Origin of the sequence: Candidatus Pelagisphaera phototrophica, from assembly GCF_014529625.1 — a bacterium.
GTDB classification, from domain to species: domain Bacteria; phylum Verrucomicrobiota; class Verrucomicrobiia; order Opitutales; family Opitutaceae; genus Pelagisphaera; species Pelagisphaera phototrophica.
Genome location: NZ_CP076039.1, coordinates 3,207,072 through 3,221,579, shown reverse-complemented (window position 1 = coordinate 3,221,579; position 14,508 = coordinate 3,207,072). Strand labels below are relative to the sequence as shown.

The window sequence follows — 14,508 nt, the reverse complement described above, 5'->3', positions numbered from 1 at the left end:
AAAGAGTAGCCTTTCGCGAATGACCGAATAACTGGTTCCCTATATTTTCTTAAGGCCACCAGCTACTCATATTTTCGACCAATAAATTTAATCTCGCTAAACTCAGACTCATCATATGGGAACGCCGAACCGTGACTCAGCGTTCCAGGGCGATCCTCGATTAACCTAGTAGATTCTCAATCCTCCACTTGTTCCCAAAAAAAATGAAATTTTCCGCTCTTATTCTATTCGCACTCATTTTCACCGTTTTCATGCAGGCGAAGGACCAGCCGAACATTATTGTCATCTATACCGACGACCAGGGGTTTGGCGATGTCAGCGCTATTAATCCAGCCGCGAAATTCACAACCCCTAATCTAGATCGATTAGCGAAAGAGGGAGTCTCCTTCACCAATGGTCACTCTTCTGATACAGTTTGTACTCCCTCTCGCTATGGGTTGTTGACAGGGCGCTACAGTTGGCGTACGCGTCTAAAGACGGGTGTTCAAGGAGCGGATACCCCTGCTTTGATCTCGAATGATCGCATGACACTCGCGTCCTTGCTGAAGGATAACGGCTACCAAACTGCGATGGTGGGTAAATGGCATCTCGGTATGGATATCCCGGGAACGATGGGCAATCGCGATTTCAGCCAGCCGATCAAAGACATGCCGCTAGATGTAGGTTTCGACTATTTTTATGGAATACCCGCTTCCTTGAACTATGGATACCTCGCCTGGATCGAAGGACGGTACACGAAAGTACCACCGACGCAGTATACGGCGAAGAAGCCGAATGATCGGCACATGGACTATCGGATCATGCCACCGTATTTCGAGACGGCGAAGGAGGCGAAAGCCCTGCACGGAGCAGTGCCTATCGAAGTCGCACCCGACTTTGTAGATACGGAGTGTCTGCAACGATTTGTCGACAAATCCATTGAATGGATGTCAGGAAAGGCAGAATCTGCCAAAGCGGGAAGGCCGTTCTTCTTGTATTTGCCCTTTACGTCTCCGCACTATCCAGTGGCGCCTCGGCCGGAATTCTGGGGACAGGGCGATGCAGGTGGGTATGGCGAATTCATGGTGGAAACAGATCACCATGTAGGACGCGTATTGGACTATCTTGAGAAGTCAGGGCTGGACGCGAATACGATGATCTTCTTTAGCAGCGACAATGGTCCAGAGAGATCTTGGGTCGAAAGAATTGAAGAGTTCGGCCACGATAGTAGCGGAATCTACAAAGAAGGAAAGCGTTCCATTTACGAAGGTGGTCATCGTGTCCCTTTCTTCGTCCGCTGGCCCGGAGGGATCAAGGAACCGGGAAGGTCCTGGGATGGGCTGGTCGGTCAAATCGATCTTCTTTCCACCGTAGCAGAGATGATTGGAGCGAAACTGCCGGGCTATGCAGGAGAAGACAGTCAGAGTTTCTACTCGGTGCTGCGAAAAGCCAATTCCTCCCACAAAAGACTTCCATTGCTCAATCACGCTATCGGAGGCCGCTTGTCCATAACGGAGGGAAGTTGGAAGCTGATTATGCCGCATGAGAAATTGGGCTATGAATTGTACAATCTTGCTCGCGATCCCGGTGAAGAATCGAATGTGTTTGATGGGAATCCCGAAATTGCCAAGCGATTGGAGAAGAAAATCACGCAAATTGTGTGTCGTGGTCGAACGACAAAAGGTCGTCCCCAGTCAAACGACACGGGTTATTGGGATGACCTTGCCTGGCTGACTGAAGCAGAGTATAACAAGAGCGCGACCAAAAATTAGTACACGCATCTTGGTTGAGGTGATTGGATGGCACGATCGATTATCGCTTCTCATTATGAAACATTTTTCCCATTTTCTTTACTCGTTTCTCTTTAGCTCCGTTGCTTTCTCGGACGAGCGTCCCAATATCCTATTCGCCTTCGCCGACGACTGGGGGCACTATGCGAGCGCTTATGCGGCTTTAGAAGATCGACCCGGAGCAAACTCGGTAGTGAAGACGATGAACTTTGATCGAATTGCGAACGAGGGAATTCTATTTACGAACGCGTTTGTGAACTCGCCTTCTTGCACGCCGTGCCGGAGTTCACTGTTGTCGGGGCAGTATTTTTTCCGCACGGGCCAGGGGGCGATTTTGCAGGGAGCGGTATGGGATGATTCGATACCTTCCTTCCCATTGCTCCTAAGGGATTCGGGATACCATATTGGGCAGACTTACAAGGTATGGTCGCCGGGATCGGTTAGGGATGCTCCGTATGGAGCGAGAGAATATGAGTACGAGTCTGCTGGCGTACGTTTCAATCAATTTTCTCAGACGGCTACCCGGTTGATGGAGGTAGGAGCTTCTTTGTTGCAGGCCAAGAGGGAGCTTTACGATGAGGTGCTAGGGAATTTTGAGAGTTTTCTGGATGCAAGGCCGGAGGATGCTCCGTTTTGCTATTGGTTTGGTCCAACTAATGTCCATAGAAAATGGATACGTGGATCAGGGAAGAAACTATGGGGATTGGAACCCGATGATTTGAAAGAGAAGCTTCCCGCGTTTCTGCCCGACGTGCATACGGTGCGCGAAGACATGGTGGACTATTTGGGAGAGGTGATGGCATTCGATACTGCGTTGGGTGTATTGCTTGATCGACTCGCGTCAGCGGGTGAACTGGAAAATACGATCGTCGTAGTGAGTGGTGATCACGGAATACCGGGTTTTACGCATTCGAAAACGGACCTATACGATTCGGGAACGCACGTGTCTCTTGCAATTCGTTGGCCGGGTGAAGGAGCGAAGGGGCGAGCGGTGACTGACTTTGTGAATTTGATGGATTTAGCTCCAACCTTTCTCGAAGCCGGAAAAACAGACATCCCTGATGTGATGACTGGAAAAAGCTTGGTCGGCATATTGAAATCGGAGCAAGGGGGCCGCGTTGATGCCAGTCGCGACTTCGTGGTTACTGGTCGTGAACGGCACGTCTGGATGTCTCGAGAAGGGAATCTCCCTTATCCGCATCGCGCGATTCGAACAGACGACTTTCTCTACATTCGCAACTTCAAGCCAGACCGGTATCCAGGAGGGGATCCTCTGCTGCCTAAAAACGGAATTGAGTTTTCTGAGGATATGCTTATCAACAACACCTTCGTGACCTTTGCCGATATTGATGCGGGGCCAACCAAAGCGTGGCTTGTCTTGAATGGAGAGACTGAATACGGTGAGAGATACTACGATTTGGCATTTGGAAGAAGACCCGGCGAAGAACTGTACGATTTAAGGAAAGACCCAGATCAAGTCGTCAATCTGGCCTCAGAAACGAGATATGGGGCAAAGCGTGACGAGTTAAGGACGAGGCTTCTGAAAATATTAAGAGAGAATAGGGACCCGCGTGTTTTGGGAGATGGATCAACCTTTGATAAAAGGCCGTATACTGTGGAATTTACGAGGTAGGGAGTTCCTCAGAAGGATACTAAGATTGCAGGAAATCCAAGGGTAGATTCTTAATATCGCTCGTGTTGTTCTCAAGGTCCCTCTGTAGTCGGGAAATGGGTTTCAGCTGGGCTGGGAACGGGTTTTCTATCATTTGTTTATCTAGCGCGTATGGGCTCCTAAGAGACGCCTAGTCTCGATTTTTCGATTCTGGCTCGGGGATGTCTTAAAATGATTTTTATACGCGCCCCGGCACAAACGTCAGTCCTGCATTTTAGGTATCATGTACTCAGCTGTTATGCTGCGTTTGGAGGTCATGAGCCCTTTCAGATCGCCTTGGTATAGAATCTTCCCGCCCTTCGGCCCACCCTCGGGACCGACTTCGACGATGTAGTCAGCCTCTGCCAGCAGGTCGAGGTGATGTTCGATAACGACAACGGTATGGCCCGCATTAACGAGTTTGTGGAGAAGTTGTATCAGCTTTTCACAGTCACTGAGATGGAGCCCAATGGTGGGTTCTTCCAGTATGTACAAATTGGTCCTTTGAATTCCACGGCTTCTCTCAGTGTAGTTTTGCAATCCTTTTGCTAGCTCGGTAACCAGTTTCAAACGTTGGGCTTCCCCGCCGGATAGTGTAGGACTGCTTTGCCCAAGAGTTAGGTACCCGAGACCGGTTTCGACCATGAGCTGCATAATCTCTCCCAGTTGAGAGTGGAAGCTGAAGAAGTCGGCGGCTTCTTCAAAGGTCATGGCCAATACGTCGGCGATGTTTTTTCCTTTCCAATGGAGATCGAGAAGTTCGGATCCATAGCGAGAACCATTGCAATCATCGCAAATCACATAAGTGTCAGGCATAAAGCTCATCTCGAGTTTTACACGCCCAGCTCCCGAGCAAGTGTCGCATCTTCCGTGGGGGGTGTTGAAAGAAAAACGGCCGGGTTTGTATCCCCGCATTTTCGACTCGGGCAAATTTGAGAAAAAGAGACGTATCGTATCGAATACACCGAGATAGGTAGCGGGAGTAGATCGAGGGGTTTTGCCGATCGGAGATTGGTCAACTTCGATGACCGATCGAAAGGAGTGGGCTCCGGATAGGGATCTAAACAAAACGTTTCCTTCTTCGCCTTCAATCGCCTTCCCATTCTTGGCAAACATCTTTCCCGTGACAGTCTTTTTCTTCGATTTAATGGAGTAGGCTGCGGCCTGACCGAGCAGGTCTCTTACGAGCGAAGACTTTCCCGCACCCGATGCGCCGCAAACCATTGTGAGTCGTTGATGGGGAAGTTTAAGGTTCTGGTTCTTAAGGTTGCGGAAATTTGCCTCTTTTAGCTCAATCCAATTAGCTTTCCCCAAAATTGGTTTTTGAATCTTGCGGTACGCGCCATTCAGTGGATGACAGATACCGTTTTTCAGGAATTTACCGGTGAGAGAGTTCTTGTTTCGTTTTAGTTGTGATAGGGTGCCTTCAGCGATGAGTTCCCCCCCTTGGGTTCCCGCTCCGGGGCCTAAATCGATTATGCAATTGGCTTGCTCCATCATGGTGTCATCGTGCTCCACAACGATGAGGGTGTTCCCTTTTCCCCGAAGTTCTTTGAGGGTTTCAATCAGTCGATCGCTGTCACGGGCGTGAAGGCCAATGCTGGGTTCATCAAGAACGTAAAGAACCCCGGCCAGATTGGATCCTAGCTGCGCAGCTAGACGGATACGTTGGGCCTCACCTCCGGAAAGGGTTTGGGTCGCTCGATCCATGGAAAGGTACTCAAGACCCACTTTATCCATGAATTGGAGACGCTCTTGGATCTGATCAACAATGTCGCGAGCAATAATACGCCCCCGCTCGTCGAGATTTAGCGTGCTAAGAGTTTTGAGGAGTTCTTTCGGTGTTTGTTCGAGAAGAATGGGAAGTGATATTTTCCTATTACCTTTCAGCGGGAGGAAGACGTTACGACTCGTGCGGTTTAAGCGCTGACCGTCGCAATCGGGGCAAATCGTGATTCCGTCGCTGTCGTCATCTTCGCTGGAATCAGCTCCGATAGACTTTGCGAGAAGTTCATCATCTTCGAGACGCTCACGCATCCAAGGAAAAATCCGACCATGTCCGCGACAGGTGGGGCACCAGCCTTTGTGTGAGTTGAAGGAAAAATCCTTCGGGTCGAGTTCTGGCAAGGCCACGCCAGTTGCCGGATCCATACGAAGCGTGGAAAGCCAGGAGACGATATTCTCATCCTGATCCAAGAGCAACGCAGTGCCATGACCCCGTTTTAGCGCTTCCTTGAGTGCATTTGAGATTTCAGAGGGAGACCCTGAAATCGATTTGAGATCAGTAATGACCACTTCGATGTTGTGCTCCTTATAACGGTCCAGTTTTTTGAAATCCTTGGTAAAGATAATCGACCCATCGACCCGCATCATATCGTAGCCATGGTCTGCAATCCAGTTGGCTATGGGTTGATGATGGCCCTTTCGATTTCGTACGAGCGGAGCGCAAAGTAGCAATTGTTTGAATTTGCTGGAATTCGAAGCACGGAGCATCGTGCGAACGCGCTTCAAGAGCTGTGTCTGGGTTTGTGAGACAAGCGCGTCACCCGTATCCGGATTATGGGGTATACCCAATCGAGAGTAGAGAAGTCGGAGGTACTGGGCGACTTCGGTAATCGTGGCGACGGTCGATTTACGGCTCCCGCGGGTGACTCTTTGCTCGATCGCGACAGTTGGCTGGATTCCCGAAAGCTGATCCAAGTCAGGCCGAGGCAGTTGTTCGACAAACTGGCGGGCGTAGGGTGACATGGATTCCATAAATCGCCGCTGTCCTTCACCAAAGATAATATCGAATGCCAACGTGGACTTGCCTGAGCCCGAAACGCCAGTAACGACAGAGAGCTGATAGTGGGGAATCGAAACATTGAGGTTCTTGAGATTGTGCTCCCGCGCTCCAGTGATGGTTAAGGCGGAACTGGAATTTCTATAAGGGCTGGGGTCTTCCGCGGCCAAACGAAGTTCTTGACCAGATCTATCTTTAATCCCTCTACCTTCATCCTTAAGAAACTTTCCGGTTTCCGTTTTACGTTGAATTGCGCAATCGGAAGGTGTCCCCTGGAACACAATTTTGCCGCCATCGGAGCCTGCTTCTGGGCCGAGCTCGATGATCCAGTCAGCGGACTTTAATATATCCAAATTGTGTTCAATGACGATCAGGCTGTGACCGTGGTCGACGATTTTTTGAAGGACTGCGAGGAGACGCTTTACATCGTGTTTGTGAAGTCCCGTAGTGGGCTCATCCAGCAATATGAAGCTACTTTCTGAAGATTGTAGCGTTTTATCCGTATTCTTAGCCGATAGGTATTTAACGAGTTTAAGACGCTGGGACTCTCCACCCGATAAGGTGTTTAGAGGCTGGCCCATTTTTAGGTATCCCAATCCCACTTGCTCTAGGGCTTCTAGCTTGTCGTATAATTTTGGGTACTCTTGAAAGAGGCACAGCGCTTGGGAAATGGTAAGATCCAGTATGTCGGCGATGGAGTGGTTCAGGAATCGAATTTCGAGTAGTCCAATCTTGAAGCGCTTGGCATTGCAATGAGGGCAGGGCACGAATACGTCGCTGAGAAACTGCATCTCAACCTTCTCGTATCCAAGCCCACTGCAATGTTCACACCGACCGTCTCCTGCATTGAAAGAAAAGCTTGAGGCCGTGTAGCCTTCAGCCTTCGCCTCAGGCAGGTCTCCGAATATTTTGCGAATTTGGTCCCAGGCGTTTACGAAGACTGCGGGATTGGATCGAGGAGTACGACTGACCGGCGCTTGATCCACCATGACTATTTCACTGGGCTCGATGCCGCACTTGAGGCTCTTTAAAGAAGCGGGGTCTTCAGCCAGCTTCCCTCTTTGGGATAGCAGTGTTTGATAGAGCACATTGTTCATGAGTGTGCTCTTTCCCGATCCGGATACACCACTGAAACAGACAAACCGGTTTAGAGGAATATCCACATCCAGATTTTGGATATTGTTTTTACTCGCGCCACGGATCCGAATTCTCGGAGGCTCGTTCCCTTTTCCAGATAATTTAAAGGCACGAGTATTGTGCGGTGTTTCGATGGATCGCTCCCCTGAAAAATAGTTGCCTGTGATGCTCTCTGAACAGGTGAGCAGCTCTGCCGAGTTACCTTCGAATACGACGTGACCCCCCTTTGCTCCGGGTTCGGGACCGATCTCCAGAATGTGGTCAGCAGCGAGAATCATGGCGTCGTCATGCTCAACGACGACCACGGTGTTTCCCGAGTCCGTGAGTGTGCGAACGATCTGGATGAGTCGATCTATGTCGCGGGCATGCAAGCCGACGGAAGGCTCATCGAGAACGAAAAGTGTATCTACGAGTGATGTTCCCAAACAGGAAGTCAGCGTCACTCTTTCAACCTCGCCTCCGCTTAGAGTTCGGGCAGGGCGGTTCAGGGTGAGGTATCCCAGTCCTACGTGATTCAAGTACCGAAGTCGCGAGAGAATAGCCTCTAAAGCGATGTCTGACTGACGATGGTTGATGGTGGCCTGAGTGGGCTCTTTGTAATTGGATACGATTTCGTACAGTTGATTGATGGGAAGCTCGTAGAGGTCCGGAAGCCGGTAGCTGTTCCAAAGCCAGCAAAGGGCTTCGGGTTGGAGGCGAGTGCCGTCGCAATGAGGACATTTAATGTAGGCTCGGAAACGCGAGAGGAAGATGCGAACATGCATCTTGTAGGTTTTCTTTTCCAGCCAGCCGAAGAAGCCTTTGACCCCGTACCAAGAATTGCCGTCCCAATCTTCGGAGTCGCGCTTTTTCCGGAAGTCAGGCTCGCCGTTGATGACTATGTTCTGATGCTTCTTAGGGAGTTGATTGAAGGGAGTCTTGGTGGATATTTTTAGGCGCCGACAAGCCCGTTCGAGGTCCTTTTTGCTTTCTCCGTATACTTGTCCTTCAAACGGGCGAACAACCCCCTCGGAGATGCTCAGCTTTTTATCCGGTAAGGCGAGACGATAATCGATTTCTATGACGCGTCCAAAACCTCTACATTCTGGGCAGGCTCCAATGGGAGAGTTGAAAGAGAAAAGAGCGGGAATAGCGGGGCGGAATCGTTTCCCGCTTTTCGTGGAATGCAGGCCACTGGAAAACCGATCGAGAAGCGTTGGCTTACTGTTGAAGAGAACAAGTTCGCCTTGACCGAACTCGAGAGCGGTTTCGGCGGCCTCAAGAAAACGTCCTAGGTGCTTCGTTTCTAAACGCATCCGGTCTTGGACAACGTAGGCAACCGTGTCCTTTTTACAGGAAAGAGCTTTTATGGCTTTGTTGTCATCTACTCGGTGAAAGATTCCTGATTCGGTTATGAAACGTGAATACCCTTGGGCTTTGACATTCAGGAACATTTCCACCCAATCGAGCTTTTCGGGTCGCTGGATTTCGAAAGCAATGACTACAGCTTGCGAAGGCCATCGCTTCAGAGATTTTTCCCATATCGTTTTCGGATTGTCGTCCTGTATTTCCTCTCCGGTTACGGGATCGAAGAGGTTCGCCACATGGCTGAACCAGACTTTGAAAAAGTCGGTCAGCTCGGTCATCGTTCCCACGGTAGAACGAGAGGTTTTGATTGTGTTCTTCTGCTCGATCGCGATCGATGGACGGACGTTCTCAGCTTCGTCCAGGTCGGGTTTTTCGAGTAGGTCAAGAAACTGTCGCGTGTAGGCACTGAAGGTTTCAACATAGCGACGTTGGCCCTCCGCATGGAGTGTTTCAAAAACGAGCGAGGACTTGCCCGCACCGCTCAGACCGGTCACGGCGATGTATTTCCCCAGCGGAATATCGACATCAATATTCTTGAGGTTGTTTTGTCGAACCCCTCGCAGGCGAATGGACTTAAGATCTGAAAGCGTTTTGGGCATTGAAATAGTGATTCCTACAAAGAGCACGAAGCGATTCGTTCATAGCGGGCAAAGATTAGATTAGTTGCTTCAGTAGATCGATGTAGGCGTTGATTTGCGCTTCAGGAGTAAAATGGCGGTGGGCATATTCCCGTGCGGCCTGGGACATTGGTCGTCTGAGGTCCTCGGATTCGATCAACAGCTGGAGTTTTTCTACGAATTGCGACTGGTTTCCGTGGTCGATTAAAAATCCGGATTTCCCGTTCTCGAAGGTTTCTCCGACTCCATCAACATTGTAAGCGACCACGGGCAAGCCGAAGCTCTGGGCCTCAACGAGAAAGTTTGGGAGGGACTCCTTGGATGAAGCGTGAATTGCGATGTGGCTGGATTGATAAAGATCGGTTGGATTAGGAAGGAGTCCGGGAAATTCGATTCGATTCTTGATTCCTAGCCGATCGGCCTCCCGGATACAGAAATCCCGTTGTGGACCATCACCGGCCAGCGTTAAAAGCCAGTCGATCTGGGCAGGTAACTGGCTACAGATTCTCAATAGCCTGACTTGTTTTTTCTCGGTTCGGAACATGCTCGCGTTTATCAGCCGGACGGGTTTATCTACAGATCGAGGTGCAGCAGATTGGAGCGAAGTCTTATCGCGAATACAGCCATTGTAGATTACAGACGAGTTTGGGTTCTTAATGCCGTAGGCTCTCTTAATCCGCTCAAGCGCGTCGTGGCTGTTGGCTATGAGTCCGTCGGCGAGCCGCAAGGCACGTCTCTGGAGGAAAGGGATGCTCTTGCCTGTGCGAAACGTTGCAATGACTTTATAGGGGCGTTTCCGATTAGAAAGGAGGCCGGCGTGACAATTGGCCATGCGGCCCATCGGAATAATCGCTTCGGCTTTTAGCGATTGAAGAAGTGAATCAAGACCGGGCGCGAACCAATCCGTTTTCAGGAGCCCTTGATTGAGAAAGTGGAGAGTGAAATCAGATGAGGCCGCTTTTTCGTCAAGGACCCCTCCCTGACGAAAGATGATCACATGGGCCTCCAAGCCGCTTTTTGCCAGACCGTTTGCGATGTGCAGGGTCTGGTTTTCGGTTCCGCCATTACGAAGATGGTCCTGGATGAGAGCAATTCGCATAAAAGAGGGTTATTCAGGACAATGAAGGAACTAGGGCAAGGTTGTTTAAGGATTAACGATTGGCAGTTGAGGATTGGCGAAAAGTGATTTGGGACGAAGGATAAAGAGAATAAAGGGCTGGCAATGGAACTTGGCCCACTATTGATTGTGTGGGTTCAATATGGCTATGGCTGTTTTTTTTAAACGAGCTCTCGTGAGCGCAATGGGTGTTCTTCTCGGCAGTTGGATGTTGCCGGGTATTCAATACGTTGACTATCAATCCCTAGTCGTCGCAGTTTGCTGGCTGGCGTTATTTTCGGCAGTACTGAGACCTTTGCTTATCTTGTTAGCATTGCCATTCGTCGTTCTGACGATGGGTATAGGACTGCTGGTCATCAATGCGCTGTTGTACTCCTTCGTCGCCTATCTTGTGGATGGATTTTATGTAGACGGCTTTTGGTATGCGTTTCTCGGAGCATTGATAATTACGGTGCTAAATCTGTTTTTTAATTCCTGGATCAACGGAGCCCAAAACCGAGTACGAGTCGCGGTTTCTCAGAATGGGCGAGTAGACGGTTCTCTCGACCCGAAAGTGAGAAAGCAGACATTCTCGGAAAGACGCGCCCTTCGTCGCGACGACGATGTGATCGATATTTAGGCAAACTGAAGTAGGATAGGACAGCTCTTCCTTCACGCCCTGGCTCGTCGAATCCTGCGTTGGTTTGATCATTGTCCTAGACATGATGTTAGATGTTAACTACTTGGTTAGTCTTCTTAATTTCGGATATGTCAGAAGCAAAATACGATCTCATTGTCATTGGAGGAGGGCCGGGAGGCTACGCAGCTGCGATACGCGCAGGACAACTCGGCAAAAAAGTGGCCTGTGTTGAAATGGAGCGGGCAGGAGGTACTTGCCTGAACTGGGGCTGTATTCCCAGCAAGGCTTTGCTGAAAAGCGCTGAGCTGATGGCGAGTTTACAGAAGGCGGAGACCTTCGGAATAACCGTCGGATCGGTAGAGTACGACTTTGCCAAGGTGATCGAGCGCTCTCGGGGTGTTGCTGATCAAATGGCTAAGGGAATCGAATTTCTCTTCAAGAAGAACAAGGTAGATTACATCGTAGCGAACGCTCAAGTGACGGAGGCGGGTGCGATTACGTTAACGGAAGGTGATCGAAAAGGGGAGAGCCTTAAAGCGGATAACATCCTAATCGCGACCGGTTGCCGGGCCAAGGTACTGCCATTTCTTCCGATTCAAGGCGAGCGGGTAATGACCTCACGCGAAGCACTGGTCATGAAAAAGCAGCCCAAATCCGTGGCGATCATAGGATCGGGTGCAATAGGGGTAGAGTTCGCCTATTTTCTCAATGCGTTTGGAACTGAGGTAACGATACTCGAAATTTTGCCCCAACTCGTTCCGGTCGAAGACGAGGAAGTGGCTAAGGTGCTGGAGCGCTCATTTAAAAAGCAGAAGATCCATTGTGAACTTAACATAGAAATCAAAGAAGCGAAGGTCGGTAAGAACTCGGTCACCATCGACTATGTGAAAAAGGGCAAGCCCGTGAAGCTTGAGGTGGAATCAGTAATTCAAGCGGTAGGAATCCAAGCGAATCTCGAAGGAGCTTTGGCGGAGTCCGTTAAGCTGGAATTAGACCGAGGTTTTATCGTAGTCGATGGCAGGTATGAGACGAACGTTAAGGGTATATTCGCGGCGGGCGACATCATTGGTCCGCCCACGCTCGCTCACGTAGCGACCTACGAAGCTATTCAGGCGGTTAATGGAATGTTTGGCCACAGCGAGCCGAAGCGCGTTACCAATTTCCCCGGGTGTACTTATTGCCTTCCCCAGATAGCGAGCACGGGCATCACCGAGCAAGCGGCAAAGGAAAAGGGGCTCGACTACAAGGTCGGAAAGTTTCCTTTCGTGGCCTCTGGCAAAGCGGTTGCCGCCAATGCCTCGGATGGATTTGTGAAGGTGATTAGCGATCCGGAAACGGGCGAAATTCTGGGGGCCCACATAATTGGTAACGATGCGACCGAGCTCATTGCCGAATTTTGTCTAGCTATGGAGTTGGAAGGCACAATCGACGAAATTCACCACACCATTCATGCCCATCCCACTTTGAGTGAAGCGTCGGCGGAAGCCGCTGCAGCCACTGGTAACGAGGCGATTCATATCTAAAATCATACTCGACTTTGGAGTCTGTTGGTTGAGAATCGCGGCCTTTCACCAAGAGTTGTCCTCGTAGTTCAATGGATAGAGCACCGGTTTCCGAAGCCGGTAATCCGGGTTCGAATCCCGGCGAGGGCACCATTATGCTTTGTAAGTCTTTGATTTACAAAGACTGTATTAAAGTAGGCTAGATTTTAGACAGATTGCGGACAAATTATTTGTAGCATCCCTTACTCACCCATCAGCTTAGGGTTGGCCTCGATTTCCTCACTGGGACCCTGACCTTTGGGGGCGGCCAGATTGTCTTCACGGGTGACGCCGCCCTGGGTGTAGAAATCGGGTTTCATGGGCATGGCATCCAAGACGGCTTGGAGCTCGTTTCGAACGGACTGCCGCTCCGGATTATCGGGAAGGACGCGTTGTTCGAGGGGGTCGGTGGACAGGTCGTACAGGCGGCCATTGTCGTAGAGCTTAAATCGTTCGTTGCGCGCGAACCTGGCTCGAGGGAATTTTGGGTTGGCCATGGGGCTGGCGGGGTTCTTGTCCCAGTGACAGAATACCCAGTCGCGTTTCTCAGTTCTGTATACATCCGACCGATACGACTTTCCGGCGATTTGAGGAAGGAAGCTGCGACCGTCCAGCGATAGGTGCTGGGGAAGGGGAACACCGCCTGCATGAATGATGGTCATGAGGAAGTCGGTGAAGTCCACCAAGTCGTCGCAGGCTTGACCCATGACGCCGCTGCCCCGCCAGCTGGTGATAAGGGGGACGTGGGTTCCAGCGTTGGCAGTGCTGCCTTTGCCGCCAATAATCATTCCATCCTCGGTTTCAGTTCGGGTGCCGCGCTGGGTTCCATTGTCGCCCGTGAAGAGGATGAGGGTGTTGTCGCGCAGTCCCAGGGCTTCGAGTTGGTCGAGAATGCGTCCGACGAGCTTGTCGGCATATTCCACCATGTCCTTGAAGTAGACCTTGTTGCCTTTCAGTTTCTGAGCATTGCTCATCTGTTCGATCCCTTCGGAATCCGGGGTCGGGACATTGGGTCCGTGGGTGAGGATCATCGGGTAGTAGATGAAGAAGGGCTGCGCTTGTTTGCGTTCGATGTAGTCGACCAGAAAATCCGTGCAGATGTCCGGCGCATAATCCACGTAGCTCGTTTTAACCAGCTCCCCGTTGCGCAGGACGCAGGGGTTCCAGTAGCGCGAGGTCATATGGGGCCGATCGTCCTCGATGGCGTAATAGCGTTCCGATGGGCGCTTGGGGTTGTAGTAGTAATTGTTCTTTGCTCCGATGGGATGCTTTAGCTCGAAGCCTTCCAGGTCGAATCCATAGGCCCACATGCAGGTCTCGTCAAAGCCTGCCTTGGAGGCCGTGACCCCTTCGGTGCTCAGCTGCCATTTTCCGGCGGTGGCGGTGGCGTAGCCGGCCTCCTGCATGATATGCCCGAAGGTCGTTTCCGATTGGGGCAGGGTACCCCATTTCGTATAGTTCCGGTTGTTGTAGATCCCGGTCATGATCTGAACGCGGGACGGGGAGCAGATCGGCTGAGAATAGCAGTGGGTGAAGCGGACCCCTTCCTGGGCCATGCGATCGAGGTTGGGCGTTTTGTAGGATACGCTGCCATTGACCCCGAGGCATTCGAAGCCCATGTCGTCGGTCATGATGAGGATGATGTTCGGCTTGTCCTGAGCTTGTCGAAGCGGTCTTTCGTCGGTCGAGAAAGCGGGGAGGGCAAGGATCAAGGCGATGGTTAGAAGGGAGTGTCGCATAGAGATTGGAGAACGCGTGGGTCGAACGTGGCTTTTGCAATTGGGAGTCTGGTTCTCAATGAGGAGCAGAGGGGCGCTCGTTCGTAACACGAAATTTCCCGGATCTAATTATGGTGATGAATGAGGGAATTTGCCTGCGAAGAGGTGCAAAACATAACAATATTTAGGCACTTCAAGACCGGCCAAGTC

At 50.8% G+C, this 14,508-nt stretch carries 7 protein-coding genes and 1 tRNA gene; 5 read left to right on the top strand and 3 right to left on the bottom strand.

All coding sequences use genetic code 11. The features are described 5' to 3' along the window. Nucleotides 1–203 precede the first annotated feature (203 nt). Together GA004_RS13825 and GA004_RS13820 are read left to right on the top strand one after the other, a co-directional pair. On the top strand, nucleotides 204–1,751 hold the full coding sequence (locus GA004_RS13825) for a sulfatase family protein (protein ID WP_283394463.1): 1,548 nt from the start codon (nucleotides 204–206) through the stop codon (nucleotides 1,749–1,751). A 55-nt stretch (nucleotides 1,752–1,806) separates the two neighbouring features. Then, entirely contained in the window at nucleotides 1,807–3,402 is a 1,596-nt protein-coding gene (locus GA004_RS13820; RefSeq protein WP_283394462.1) for a sulfatase family protein, read from the top strand. Between the two features lie 240 nt (nucleotides 3,403–3,642). Here the strand turns inward: GA004_RS13820 and uvrA are convergent, their stop codons facing one another. Together uvrA and GA004_RS13810 are read right to left on the bottom strand one after the other, a co-directional pair. Continuing rightward, nucleotides 3,643–9,285, bottom strand: coding sequence for an excinuclease ABC subunit UvrA (gene uvrA / locus GA004_RS13815; RefSeq protein WP_283394461.1), 5,643 nt, complete (start codon nucleotides 9,283–9,285; stop codon nucleotides 3,643–3,645). Between the two features lie 55 nt (nucleotides 9,286–9,340). Next, nucleotides 9,341–10,402: a glycosyltransferase gene (locus GA004_RS13810; RefSeq protein ID WP_283394460.1), complete on the bottom strand. Its 1,062-nt coding sequence runs from the start codon at nucleotides 10,400–10,402 to the stop codon at nucleotides 9,341–9,343. A gap of 166 nt (nucleotides 10,403–10,568) precedes the next feature. Here GA004_RS13810 and GA004_RS13805 point away from each other — a divergent pair, with 166 nt between their 5' ends. From GA004_RS13805 to GA004_RS13795, 3 genes are all read left to right on the top strand, one after another. Beyond that, nucleotides 10,569–11,039, top strand: coding sequence for a phage holin family protein (locus GA004_RS13805; RefSeq protein WP_283394459.1), 471 nt, complete (start codon nucleotides 10,569–10,571; stop codon nucleotides 11,037–11,039). A 128-nt stretch (nucleotides 11,040–11,167) separates the two neighbouring features. Beyond that, nucleotides 11,168–12,562: a dihydrolipoyl dehydrogenase gene (lpdA, locus tag GA004_RS13800; protein ID WP_283394458.1), complete on the top strand. Its 1,395-nt coding sequence runs from the start codon at nucleotides 11,168–11,170 to the stop codon at nucleotides 12,560–12,562. Between the two features lie 57 nt (nucleotides 12,563–12,619). Continuing rightward, nucleotides 12,620–12,694, top strand: a tRNA-Arg gene (locus tag GA004_RS13795). Between the two features lie 89 nt (nucleotides 12,695–12,783). Here GA004_RS13795 and GA004_RS13790 read toward each other — a convergent pair. Next, nucleotides 12,784–14,319, bottom strand: a complete 1,536-nt coding sequence (locus tag GA004_RS13790; protein ID WP_283394457.1) for a sulfatase family protein — start codon at nucleotides 14,317–14,319, stop codon at nucleotides 12,784–12,786. Nucleotides 14,320–14,508 lie beyond the last annotated feature (189 nt).